9 protein-coding genes are annotated in these 12,375 nt (G+C 70.8%); 4 read left to right on the top strand and 5 right to left on the bottom strand.

Features of this window, described 5'->3' with window-relative positions:
• Positions 1 to 17 precede the first annotated feature (17 nt).
• The gene (locus AOQ37_RS27410; RefSeq protein ID WP_062647933.1) at positions 18 to 431 is read right to left on the bottom strand and encodes an organic hydroperoxide resistance protein; all 414 of its coding nucleotides are present in this window, start codon (positions 429 to 431) and stop codon (positions 18 to 20) included.
• Positions 432 to 574: 143 nt separating this feature from the next.
• On the opposite strand from AOQ37_RS27410, the gene AOQ37_RS27405 reads away from it, so the two are divergent.
• Positions 575 to 1,072 (top strand): MarR family winged helix-turn-helix transcriptional regulator, encoded by a 498-nt coding sequence (locus AOQ37_RS27405; RefSeq protein WP_062647930.1) that lies wholly within the window; start codon positions 575 to 577, stop codon positions 1,070 to 1,072.
• 594 nt (positions 1,073 to 1,666) lie between these two features.
• Here the strand turns inward: AOQ37_RS27405 and AOQ37_RS27400 are convergent.
• Positions 1,667 to 2,314, bottom strand: a complete 648-nt coding sequence (locus AOQ37_RS27400) for a TetR/AcrR family transcriptional regulator (RefSeq protein ID WP_062647929.1) — start codon at positions 2,312 to 2,314, stop codon at positions 1,667 to 1,669.
• A 173-nt stretch (positions 2,315 to 2,487) separates the two neighbouring features.
• Here AOQ37_RS27400 and AOQ37_RS27395 point away from each other — a divergent pair, with 173 nt between their 5' ends.
• Both AOQ37_RS27395 and AOQ37_RS27390 read left to right on the top strand, forming a co-directional pair.
• Complete coding sequence (locus AOQ37_RS27395) at positions 2,488 to 3,405, top strand: ABC transporter permease (RefSeq protein ID WP_062647927.1); 918 nt, start codon at positions 2,488 to 2,490, stop codon at positions 3,403 to 3,405.
• Positions 3,398 to 4,258, top strand: a complete 861-nt coding sequence (locus tag AOQ37_RS27390) for an ABC transporter ATP-binding protein (RefSeq protein ID WP_062647926.1) — start codon at positions 3,398 to 3,400, stop codon at positions 4,256 to 4,258. The genes AOQ37_RS27395 and AOQ37_RS27390 overlap by 8 nt, the downstream gene beginning before the upstream one ends.
• Before the next feature lie 84 nt (positions 4,259 to 4,342).
• On the opposite strand, the gene AOQ37_RS27385 is transcribed toward AOQ37_RS27390, so the two are convergent.
• Positions 4,343 to 9,301, bottom strand: coding sequence for an NAD-glutamate dehydrogenase (locus AOQ37_RS27385; RefSeq protein WP_062647924.1), 4,959 nt, complete (start codon positions 9,299 to 9,301; stop codon positions 4,343 to 4,345).
• 790 nt (positions 9,302 to 10,091) lie between these two features.
• Here AOQ37_RS27385 and AOQ37_RS27380 point away from each other — a divergent pair.
• The gene (locus AOQ37_RS27380) at positions 10,092 to 10,658 is read left to right on the top strand and encodes a DJ-1/PfpI family protein (RefSeq protein WP_062647922.1); all 567 of its coding nucleotides are present in this window, start codon (positions 10,092 to 10,094) and stop codon (positions 10,656 to 10,658) included.
• Positions 10,659 to 10,856: 198 nt separating this feature from the next.
• Here AOQ37_RS27380 and AOQ37_RS27375 read toward each other — a convergent pair whose 3' ends face one another.
• On the bottom strand, positions 10,857 to 11,528 hold the full coding sequence (locus tag AOQ37_RS27375; RefSeq protein ID WP_062647919.1) for an HAD family hydrolase: 672 nt from the start codon (positions 11,526 to 11,528) through the stop codon (positions 10,857 to 10,859).
• 34 nt (positions 11,529 to 11,562) lie between these two features.
• Positions 11,563 to 12,078 carry a DUF6912 family protein gene (locus tag AOQ37_RS27370; protein WP_062647917.1) on the bottom strand — a complete coding sequence of 172 codons (516 nt, stop codon included), beginning with the start codon at positions 12,076 to 12,078 and terminating at the stop codon, positions 11,563 to 11,565.
• Positions 12,079 to 12,375: the final 297 nt, after the last annotated feature.

Here is a 12,375-nt window from a genome sequence, read left to right as displayed (position 1 = left end):
CCGGAGGCGGCCGGCGACTACTCGATGACGAGGTCGACCTCGATGTTGCCGCGGGTGGCGTTGGAGTAGGGGCAGACCTGGTGGGCGGTCTCGACGAGCTTGCGGCCGGTCGCCTCGTCCAGGCCGTCGGGGAGCTCGACGCGCAGCGTCACCTTGAGGCCGAAGCCCTCGCCCTGCTTGCCTATGCCGACCTCGGCGGTCACGGCGGCGTCGGTGACGTCGACCTTCGCCTGGCGTCCGACGAGACCGAGGGCGCTGCCGAAGCAGGCCGCGTAACCGGCGGCGAAGAGCTGCTCGGGGTTGGTGCCCTGACCGTTGCCGCCCAGCTCCACCGGCGGGGCCAGCTGGAGGTCGATCCTGCCGTCGGAGGAGACGGCGCGACCGTCGCGGCCGTGGGTGGCGGTGGCGACTGCGGTGTAGAGCGCGTCCATGGATGAACCATCCCTCTCGGAAGTCGTGTCGGGGGGTGGCCGGCCCTCGCGCCGTTTCGCGTCCGGACCGCCTCACGGAGATAAGTAGAGCACACAACTCAGTTGTGCACAACTAAATGGCTCGCTAGAGCTACCCTGGACACATGACCGCGACGCCCCCACCCGCAGCGCAGGAGAACACCGAGGAGAACTGGCTCCGCCTGGACAGCCAGATCTGCTTCTCCCTGCACGCCGCATCGCGCGCCTTCAACGGCGTGTACCGCGTGATCCTCAAGGAACTCGGGCTGACCTACCCGCAGTACCTGGTGCTGCTGGTCCTGTGGGAGCACGGCGAACTGCCCGTCAAGAAGCTGGGCGAACACCTCCGCCTCGACTCCGGCACGCTCTCCCCGCTGCTCAAGCGGCTGGAGTCGGCCGGCCTGGTGCGCAGGGAGCGCAGCTCGCGCGACGAGCGCTCGGTGGAGATCCGGCTCACCGAGGAGGGCACCGCGCTGCGTCGGCGGGCGCTGCGGGTACCGCGCCGGATCGTCGCGGCGACCGGCTTCGGCCTGGACGAGATCCAGGAACTGCGCGAACACCTCGACCAGCTCACCTCCGCCCTCGACGCGGCGGCCCTGGAGGGAGCCCCGGAACACGACTGAGGAGCGGCCCTGGCCCACTCACGCGCAACGACCAGCCGGGCACGGGACCGGTCGCGACGCGCGCGGGACGGGTCACGGCGGGCGCGGGACCGGTACGGCCGAGCACGGGACCGGTTGCGGGGGCGCGGAACCGGTTGCGGGGGGCGCGGAACCGGTTGCGGGGGGCGCGGAACCGGTTGCGGCGGGCGCGGAACCGGTTGCGGCGGGCGCGGAACCGGTCTCGCCGGGCACGGGACCGGTTGCGGCGGCGCCGTAATGACCGCCCCCACACGGGCCTGACGGCATCGGGCACGAAGCCGGTGGCGGCACGTGCGGAACCGGTGCCGCCGGGCACGGCCTGACGGCATCAGGCACGGAACCGGTGCGGCCGCGCACGGAACCGGTGCGGCCGCGCACGGAACCGGTGCGGCCGCGCACGGAACCGGTGCGGCCGCGCACGGGACCGGTCGCGGCGGGCGCGGGAACGGCGCTGCCGTCGCGGCGGGTCAGGCGTGGTTCAGGTACGCCGGGGCGGCCGGCCCGGCAGGGCGTCGCCCCCGGCCGTGACGACCGGCCGTCACAGCACCTCGGCTGCGGGCAGGGCGCCCGCGCCGCTCACAGCGCCTTGATCGCCTCGGTGGTCGCACGGGCCAGCGCGCCCAGGTAGCCCTTGGGCAGCTTCGGGCTGCGGATCACCACCGAACGCCAGTAGAGCGGACCCGAGATCAGGTCGAGCGCCAGCTCCTCGTTCAGCCCCTCGCGGACCTCGCCGCGCCGCTCGGCCGCCGCGACGATCTTCAGGGCGACCTCCTCCTGCCCCTGCTTCAGCGCCTTCTGCAAGGCCTCGGCGATCTCCGGGTTGCGGGCCGCCTCGGCCTGGAGGTCGGGGATGATCTGCGAGGCCACCGGATGCCGCAGAGCCCGGGAGCTCACCTCGTAGAGCATGCGCAGATCGCCCTCCAGACTGCCCGTCTCCGGAGCCGGGAGCCCCTCCACGGCGATCACCGAGACGATGTCGAGGACCAGATGCAGCTTGGAGCGCCAGCGCCGGTACACCGCGGTCTTGCCCACCCCGGCGCGCCGGGCGATGCCCTCGATGGACATCCGCGCGTAGCCGACGGCCGCGAGTTCCTCGAACACGGCGGCCCGGATGGCCTCCGTCACGTCCTCGCGGAGCACGGCCGCGCCCGCGGGGGCCCGGCGGCGCGGACGCACCTGGGGTCCATCGGCGTTCGTCGCGTTCGTCGTCATACGGACCAGCATAGGGCGTGACGACGAAACGGTTGCGTTCCGACGGCGAATCGGCCTACTCTCACGTTGCGACGATACGGTCCCGTCCCGACGTAAGAAAACGTAAAGAAAAGCGTAAGGAAACGTCGAGCGGCCCCGGAAACGCCGCCGCCAGCACCCCCCTCCCCCGAGCGAAAGCAGCGGATGTGAGTCAGGTCCTCCACACACCGCCCCAGACACAGGCCGCCCCGCACGGCGACCTCGCGGCTCTGGCCGCCCGTCACGGCCTCACGGTCAGCGGCGCCCGCCCGTCCCTGCCCGCGTACATCCGCCAGCTCTGGGCGCGTCGCCACTTCATCACCGCGTTCGCCACCGCCAAACTCACCGCCCAGTACAGCCAGGCGAAGCTGGGCCAGGTCTGGCAGGTGATGACCCCACTGCTGAACGCGGCGGTCTACTACTTCATCTTCGGTGTCCTGCTGGAGACCAAGAAGGGCGTCGCGGACTTCATCCCGTTCCTGGTCACGGGTGTGTTCGTCTGGACGTTCACGCAGAGCTCGATCATGGCGGGCACCCGGGCCATCGGCGGCAGCATCGGTCTGGTGCGGGCGCTGCACTTCCCCCGGGCCGCCCTGCCGATCTCGTTCTGTCTCCAGCAGCTCCAGCAGCTGCTGTTCTCGATGGCCGCCCTGCTGATCATCCTGTTCGCCGTGGGCGTGCCGCCGGCGCTGTCCTGGGTCCTCGTCATTCCGGCCCTGACGCTCCAGTTCGTCTTCAACGCCGGCGTCTCGATGATCCTGGCCCGGCTCGGCGCGAACACCCCGGACATCTCCCAGCTGATGCCGTTCATCCTGCGCACCTGGATGTACATCTCGGGCGTGATGTGGAGCATCGACAACCTGCTCGAGAAGCACCAGGGCATGCCGACCTGGGTCGCCGACCTGCTGCGGGCCAACCCCGCCGCCGTCTACATCGACCTGATGCGCTTCGCGCTGATCGACAGCTTCCACGCCGACCAGCTGCCGCCCCACGTGTGGCTGGTCGCGACCGGCTGGGCGCTGCTCGCCGGTGTCGGCGGCTTCATCTACTTCTGGAAGGCTGAGGAGACGTACGGCCGTGGCTGAGAACGCAACGCGCACCGCGCCCACCGCGCCCGCGGCGCCCACCGAGCCCGTCGACGAGCGGGCCCCCACCGTCATCGCCGACGGCGTCGACATCGTCTACCGGATCAACGGCACCGGCAGCGGCCGGGGCAGCGCGACGGCCGCCCTCAACCGCATCCTGCGGCCGCGGCAGGCCCAGAAGGCCGCCGGCATGCGCACGGTGCACGCCGTCAAGAACGTCAGCTTCGTCGCGTACAAGGGCGAGGCGATCGGCCTCATCGGCACCAACGGCTCCGGCAAGTCGACCCTGCTCAAAGGCATCGCCGGTCTCCAGCCGGTGGAGAACGGCAAGATCTACACCGACGGCCAGCCCTCCCTCCTCGGCGTCAACGCCGCCCTGATGGGCGATCTGACCGGCGAACGCAACGTCTACCTCGGCGGACTCGCCATGGGGATGACGCGCGAGCAGATCAAGGAGCGCTACCAGGAGATCGTCGACTTCTCCGGCATCAACGAGAAGGGCGACTTCATCTCCCTGCCGATGCGCACCTACTCCTCCGGCATGGGCTCCCGGCTGCGCTTCTCCATCGCCGCCGCCAAGGACCACGACGTCCTGCTCATCGACGAGGCACTATCGACCGGCGACGCCCGGTTCCAGGCGCGTTCGGCCGAGCGCATCCAGGAGATGCGCGCCCACGCCGGCACCGTCTTCCTGGTCAGCCACAGCAACGCCGCGATCCGCGACACCTGCGACCGGGTCCTGTGGCTGGAGCGCGGCGAGCTGCGCATGGACGGCCCGACGGAGGAGGTCCTGGAGGCGTACGAGGCGTTCACCGGCGACAAGAAGAAGAAGCCCAAGCCGAAGCCCGCCTGACGGACGGCCCGAAGGAGAGAACGGGGTGCCCCCGAGCCGCGACGGCTCGGGGGCACCCCGTTCTCTCCTTGTTCCCCTGGTGTCCTACGAGTGCGTCCGCAGCAGCGTGCGCATCGTCCGCATGGCCACCGACAGGTTGGCCAGGTCGAACGTCTCCGAGCCCTGGATCTCCTCCAGCGTGGTGCGCGCCCGGCCCAGGATCGCCGCGTTCTTCTCCTCCCACGCCTTGAAACGCTGCTCGGGCGTCGAGGTGCCGTTGCCGACAGCCAGCACGTCCGCCGTCAGCGCCGCGTGGGCCGCGTACAGGTCCTCACGGATGGAGGCGCGGGCCATGGACTGCCAGCGGTCGGCCCGCGGCAGCTCGATGATGCGGTCCATCAGCTGGCTGATGTGCAGACGGTCGGCGAGGTCGTAGTACACCTCGGCGACGTCCAGCGGGTCCCGCCCCATGCGGTCGGCCACCGAGACGATGTCCAGCGCCGGGAAGGCCGAGGAGAACCCGGCCACCCGGGTGGCCAGCTCCTCCGGGACCCCGGCGTCCGCCAGCTCGTCGTGGATCCGCTGCCACCACTCCAGGTCCGCGCCCCGCAGCAGCTTCGTCAGCTGCGACCACACCTGCTCGACGCGCTCCGCGAAGAACTCGACGGTCTCGGCGAGCTGGAGCGGCTGCGGCCGGTTGTTCAGCAGCCAGCGCGTACCGCGCTCGACGAGCCGCCGCGAGTGCAGCCGGATACGGGTCTGGACCTCGGCCTCGACCTGGTTGTCGAGATCCTCCACCGCGTCCCACACCGGCGCCGACCGGAAGATCGCCCGGGCCGCGGTCTGGGCCCGCACGATCTCCTCCAGCGAGGCGCCGGTCTCCTCCCGCAGCCGGTGCAGATACGTCGTACCGCCCGTGTTGACCGTGTCGTTGACCAGGACGGTCGTGGTGATCTCACGGCGCAGCGGGTGGCTGTCGATGCTCTCGGCGAACCGCTCGCGCAACGCCGTCGGGAAGTACGCGTGCAGCAGACCGCGCAGGTACAGGTCGTCGGGCAGCGAGGTGTGCAGCAGCTCGTCCGACACCGTGATCTTGGTGTAGGCCATCAGGACGGCCGTCTCCGGGCTGGTCAGGCCCTGGCCGGCGCCGAGACGCTCACGGATCTGCCGGTCGGTGGGCAGGAACTCCAGGGCCCGGTCCAGGTGCTTCTCCCTGACCAGGTGGCGCATGAAGCGCTGCTGGGCGTGGAGCATGTCCTTGGACTGGGCGAGGGCGTTGGCGATCGCCGTGTTCTGCGCGTAGTTGTTGCGCAGCACGAGCGCGCCGACCTCGTCGGTCATCTCCGCGAGCAGCTTGTTGCGCTGCTTGACGGTCATGTCCCCCTCGCCGACCAGGCCGTTGAGCAGGATCTTGATGTTCACCTCGTGGTCGGAGGTGTCCACGCCCGCGCTGTTGTCGATGGCGTCGGTGTTGATCTTGCCGCCGTGCAGCGCGAACTCGATCCGGCCGAGCTGGGTCAGGCCCAGGTTGCCGCCCTCGCCGACGACCCGGACGCGCAGATCGGCGCCGTCCACCCGGATCGGGTCGTTGGCCTTGTCACCGACGTCGGCGTTCGACTCCGCGCCGGACTTCACGTAGGTGCCGATGCCGCCGTTCCACAGCAGGTCCACCCGCGCCCGCAGGATCGCCTTCATCAGGTCGGCCGGCGTCAGCTTGGTGACACCCGCCTCGATGCCCAGCGCCTCCCGGATGTGCCCGTTGACCGGGATCGCCTTCGCCGTACGCGGGAAGACACCGCCGCCGGCCGAGATCAGGTCACTGTCGTAGTCGGCCCAGCTGGAGCGGGGCAGCTCGAACAGACGGCGGCGCTCGGCGTAGGAGGTCGCCGCGTCCGGCTTCGGGTCGATGAAGATGTGCCGGTGGTCGAAGGCGGCGACCAGGCGGATGTGCTCGCTGAGCAGCATGCCGTTGCCGAAGACGTCACCGGACATGTCACCGATGCCGACGACCGTGAAGTCCTCGGCCTGCGTGTTCACGCCCAGCTCCCGGAAGTGCCGCTTCACGGACTCCCAGGCACCGCGGGCGGTGATGCCCATGCCCTTGTGGTCGTAGCCGGCCGAGCCGCCCGACGCGAAGGCGTCACCGAGCCAGAAGTTGTACGACTCGGCGACCTGGTTGGCGATGTCGGAGAACGTCGCCGTGCCCTTGTCGGCGGCGACCACCAGGTAGGTGTCGTCCTCGTCGTGCCGCACGACGTCGGCCGGCGGCACGACCTCCCCGCCCACCATGTTGTCGGTGATGTCGAGCAGCGCCGAGATGAACGTCTTGTAGCTGGAGATGCCCTCGGCCAGCCACGCGTCACGGTCCACGGCCGGATCGGGCAGCTGCTTGGCCACGAAGCCGCCCTTGGCGCCGACCGGCACGATGACGGTGTTCTTCACCATCTGCGCCTTCACCAGGCCGAGGACCTCGGTACGGAAGTCCTCCCGCCGGTCGGACCAGCGCAGACCACCGCGCGCGACCTTCCCGAACCGCAGGTGCACGCCCTCGACCTGCGGCGAGTACACCCAGATCTCGAACGCGGGCCGGGGCGCCGGCAGGTCCGGGATGGCCTGCGGGTCGAACTTCATGGAGACGTAGTCGTGCGGCTCGCCGCCCGCCCGCTCCTGGAAGAAGTTCGTCCGCAGGGTCGCCTTGATGACGGTGAGGAAGGACCGCAGGATCCGGTCCTCGTCCAGCGACGCGACCTGGTCGAGAGCGGCCTCCAGCTCCTCGAGCAGCGCGTCGACGATCTCGTGCCCGGCACGCTGCCGGTCGGGCGACATCCGCGCCTCGAACAGCGACACCAGCAGCCGGGTGGTGTGGACGTTGGTACGGAGGGTGTCCTCCATGTAGTCCTGGCTGAACGTGGACCCGGCCTGGCGCAGGTACTTGGCGTACGCGCGCAGCACCATCGCCTGCCGCCAGTGCAGCCCGGCACCCAGCACCAGCGCGTTGAACCCGTCGTTCTCCGCCTTGCCGGTCCAGGTCGCCGAGAACGCCTCCTGGAACCGCTCGCGCCCGTCGTCACCGAGGTCGCCCCCGGGACCCGCCAGCGACTTGGGGATCCGCAGACCGAAGTCGTAGATCCAGGCGTTGGTGCGGTCCGAGCAGCGCAGTTCGTACGGCCGCTCGTCGATGACCTCGACGCCGAGCCGGTTCAGCACCGGCAGCACCGCCGACAGGGAGATCGCGTCACCCTTGCGGTAGATCTTGAAGCGACGCTCGCCGGGCGCGGCACCCACCGGCTCGTACAGGCTGAGCGAGAAGTTCCGCTCCTCGGTGAGCCGCTCCAGGTGGCACAGGTCGGCGACGGCGGAACGCGGGCTGTGGTCGGCCTTGTACCCCTCCGCGAACGCATTGCCGTAGCGCCGCAGCAGCTCCGCGGCCCGCTCCTCGCCGAGCTCGGCCGTGAGCGCCTCCTGGAAGGCGTCCGCCCAGGAACGCGCCGCCTCGACCAGCCGCGCCTCGATGCGCTCCTTGTCGGCGTCGGACAGCTCCGGCAGCTCGGTGCCCTGCGGGACCCGCACGACGAAGTGCAGCCGGGACAGGATCGACTCGGTGTTCCAGGCGGTGAAGTCGACGTTCGTCCCGCCCAGCTCCTCCTTGAGGATGTCGATGATCCGCAGCCGCACGCCCGTGGTGTAGCGGTCGCGGGGCAGGTAGACGATCGCCGAGTAGTAGCGCCCGTACTCGTCCTGGCGCAGGTACAGCCGCAGCCGGCGCCGCTCCTGGAGATAGAGCACGGAGGTGACGATGGAACGCAGTTCGTCCACCGGCGTCTGGAAGAGCTCGTCGCGCGGGTAGGTCTCCATGATCTGGAGCAGGTCGCGCCCGTCATGGCTGTTGGGCGAGAACCCGGCGCCCTTCAGCACCGCCTCGACCTTGCGCCGTACGACCGGCACCCGCACCACGGACTCGGTGTAGGCGGCGGAGGAGAACAGCCCGAGGAAGCGCCGCTCCCCGACGACGTTGCCCTCCGCGTCGAACTTCTTCACGCCGATGTAGTCGAGGTAGGAGGGCCGGTGCACGGTGGCCCGGCTGTTCGCCTTGGTCAGCACCAGCAGCTTGTGCTCACGCGCCTTGGCGCGGGCGTCGGCGGGCAGCCGCTCGAAGGAGGGGCTGACGGGGTGGCTGTGGTGACTGTCGGCGTCGACGTGCTGCGGGTCGGAGCGCAGGATGCCGAGCCCGGTCCCGGGAACGGCGGCGAGGGAGTCGTCCCCGCGCAGCTGGTACTCCCGGTAGCCGAGGAACGTGAAGTGGTCGGCGGCCAGCCAGCGCAGCAGCTCACGGGCCTCGTCGACCTCGGGCCGCGCCAGATCACCGGGGACGGGCTCCTCCTGGAGCCCGTCGGCGACCCGCAGCGCGGTGTCCCGCATCTTCTCCCAGTCCTCGACGGCCTCCCGGACGTCGGACAGGACGCGCACCAGGTCCGCGGTGATCTGCTTGAGGTCGGCGCGGTCGGTCTCCCGGTCGATCTCGACGTGGATCCACGACTCGACGTGCCCGTCGTGCGGCAGGTCCGCGGCGGCGGGCGTGGAGCTGAGCACCTCGATGAGCTTGCCGGTCACATCGCGCCGCACGACGATCTGCGGGTGGATGACGAGGTGGATGCCCCGGCCCTGCCGGGTCAGCTCGTTGGTGACGGAGTCGACGAGGAACGGCATGTCGTCGGTCACGACCTCGACGACCGAGTGACTGCACGTCCACCCGTTCTCCTCGACGGTCGGCGTGTGCACCCGGACGTTGGCCGTCCCCTGCGGCCGGTTCTCGGCCAGCCGGTAGTGCGAGAGCGCGGCTCCGAAGACGTCGACCGGGTCACGGCCGCTCAGGTCCTCCGGAGCGGTGTGCAGGTAGTAGCGCTGGAGGAACGCGAGAAGGGTGGCGTGGTCCGGGGTTCCCGGAGCACCGCCGCCCTCGCCCGTCGTCCCAGTCGGTAGATGCCCCCCTACCGGGCTGTTCTCAGCGACCCGCGCCGCCCTCTCGAGCAGCTCGGCCTTGGCTTCGTCCAGCTTGGTCTGCATGGTCCTCTGGCTCCTGTCGCGCGCCGTTGCGTGACGTAGAAGGAAGTACTGCCTCTTCCCCTGCGGCTCGACGCCACGGCCCGGGTTCTCCGGTCTGCTCCGACGCTATGCCGCAAGGTGGGATGAGCGGGGGGTTATCAGCCATTCTCGACACCACTCCCGGGTGTGACGCTGCTCTCCGCGCCAGGTGCATCCGGGGTGAGTACGGCGTCCTGGGGGCCCTCTCGGCCCCGTCCCGCCCGCGCCGACCAGCGTCCGCCGCCCGGCTGCGGAGATGGTCCGCACACACCGGGCGCAGGGCGGGGACGACAAGGCCCCCGCGAACTATCGCGCTGATCACGCCACCAAGGCTATCGCCCCTCCCGGCCCTCCCGTCATGAGCCGTATGTGTACAAAACCCGACCCAGAACTTTGCCGTTCTGCACAGAGGCAAAACACCCCATGACATGGGAGAGGACAGCATTCCCCCCACCCACCCGAGCCCTCCGAGCAGGACGCGAGGGGTGGTGCGCGAGGGCACCGAGGGGGTAAGGGCCGACGCCTCGGGCAACTCGGGGCCGACCGCCCCCGGCGGGAAGGGGAACGCGGGCAGGGGCGCAGCCCCGGAGGGGTCCAGCCCCGGAGGGGTCCAGGGGCGCAGCCCCTGGGATGGGACGGGTAGGGGCGGCGGGGGCGGGAAAAGTCGACGGCGCCCCCACTCCGCGGGACGCTGAAAGCGCCCCCTCTTGGCAAGCCCACCCCCAAGAGACACGCTGCCCCTGGCAACGCCCGCCCGAGAGGAGCGCCCACCATGACAGCGAAAATCCTCATCGTCACCGGCGACGCAGCGGAATCCCTGGAAGTCCTCTACCCCTACCAGCGCCTGCGCGAGGAAGGCTACGAGGTCCACATCGCCGCCCCCACCCGCAAAAAGCTCCAGTTCGTCGTCCACGACTTCGAACCCGGCTTCGACACCTACACCGAGAAGCCCGGCTACACCTGGCCCGCCGACCTCGCCTTCTCCGAGGTCGACCCCGGCCAGTACGCCGCCGTCGTCATCCCCGGCGGCCGGGCCCCCGAATACCTCCGCAACGACCCCGAACTCCGCAAGATCCTCAAGTCGTTCTTCGACGCCGACAAACCGGTCGCCCAGATCTGCCACGGCCCCCTGCTCACCGCGGCCGCCGACGCCCTCCACGGCCGACGCGTCACGGCGTACCCGGCCCTGGAGCTCGACATGCAGTCGGCGGGCGCCACCTTCCAGGACGCCGAGGCAGTGGTCGACGGCACCCTGGTCTCCGCCCGCGCCTGGCCGGACCACTCGGCCTGGATGCGCGAGTTCCTGAAGGTGCTGCGCACCAAGGCCCCGGCGACGTGACCTGACCTGCCCCACCCGAGACTGATCCGTCCCGAGACCCGCCCGCCGGTCCACCGAAGCCGAACGACAGGGTCACCCCGCGGCGCCCTCGGACCACCGAGGACGCCGCACCCGACCCGCCACGCCCGCCACCCGACACCCGCCACGGCCGCCGCCACGGCTGCCGACACGGCTGCCGACACGGCCTGTCGACACCCCCTACGCGGCCGTGGCCAACCGCGCCGCGAGCTCCACCGCCTCCCCCAGCGTGTCCACCACGGGCACGCCCACGCCCTCCAGACTGGCCCGGCTGTGCGACCCGCCGGTGTAGAGGACCGCCCGCGCGCCCACATGCAACGCGGCCACCGCGTCGTCGGCGGCGTCCCCGATCACCACCGTGCGCTCCGCCCGCACCCCGGTCAGCGCCTGGAGGTGGCGGACCATGTGCTCGGCCTTGCTGCCCCCGGAGGGCCCGATCCGCCCCTCGACCCGCAGGAAGTGCGGCTCGATCCCGAACCCCCGGACCAGCGGGACGAGTTCGTCATGCACGTACATGCTCAGCAGGGACTGACTGTGCCCCGCCGACCGCCACCCCGCGAGCAGCTCCACCGCGCCCTCGGTGAGCCCGCACCGCACCCGGTGCTCGGCGTAGTACCGGTGGAAGACGTCGTCCATGACCTGCCACTCGGCATCGGTGGGCAGCCTGCCCATCAGCCGCTCGTAGAACTTCGGCACCGGAACGCAGTACAGCGCCCGATAGCGCTCCAGCGTGATCGGCTCCAGCCCCAGCTCGACGAACGCCGCGTTCGTCGCCCCGATGATCGCTTCGTTGTCGTGGAACAGCGTCCCGTTCCAGTCCCAGACGATATGCGCCGCTTTCTGCTTCCCCATACCCGCAAACGTACCCGTCGGCGACGAGCCGGACTCAGTCGCCCGACCCCACCAGCGTCGGGATCTCCTGCCCGGCGAACCACAGCAGCTCATGGTCCTCGGCCCCGTCGACGACGAACTGCGCGTCGTCGTCCCCGCCGTCCGCCGCCTCGACCGCCTCCGCCGCGGCGGCCACGTCCGTCTCCGCGTCCCCGGAGTCGACGTGCACCGCGGCCGCCTTGGCCAGCGGCACCGCACCCGTCACCCGCACCTCGCCCAGCGCCGCCGGATCGAGCCCCCGGTCGGGGTCCGCGACGGCCGCGCGGTCGGGCACGTCGACGGCGACGACGACCCGGCGCCGCGGAGCACCCGGGTCCGCCGCGAGCAGCCGCAGCGAGGCGAGCGCCGCCCTGCTGAGCGCCGCGTACTCCAGCTCCTCGATGTCGTCGGAGAGGTACCACTCGCGCAGCGCGGGCGTGACGGCGTACGCGGCGAGCGGCCCGGGCCCCAGCTCACCCGTCTTGTGCGCCTCGGCGAGGCCGGGGAGGGTCAGGGGGACGTAGACGCGCATGGCTGGCCGCTCTTTCGTGGTCGCAGGCTCGGACGACTCGGACTCGACTACCCGGGGCGGGCGGTTCCCCGCGTCCCGAGGGCCTTCAGGATACGTGCGGCCGTCCTCTTTCGGGCCCCTGCCCACACCCCCGCGACCGTCAACCCCGACCCCCGCCTCTCACCCGGGGCGCCCCCGTGACACCGGGCTCCGGCGACCCCGCACTCACACTGATAGGTGAATCCCCGGCCCGGCGACGGGAACTCTCCGCTTCCTTGCCGTCACACACCGCAACCCCGTACAAGATCCACAACGGCA

The organism is Streptomyces maremycinicus (assembly GCF_001184025.1).
Classification (GTDB): Bacteria; Actinomycetota; Actinomycetes; order Streptomycetales; family Streptomycetaceae; genus Streptomyces; species Streptomyces maremycinicus.
The sequence above is the reverse complement of the archived record's forward strand: the minus strand, read 5'-3'. Positions and strand labels throughout refer to the sequence as shown.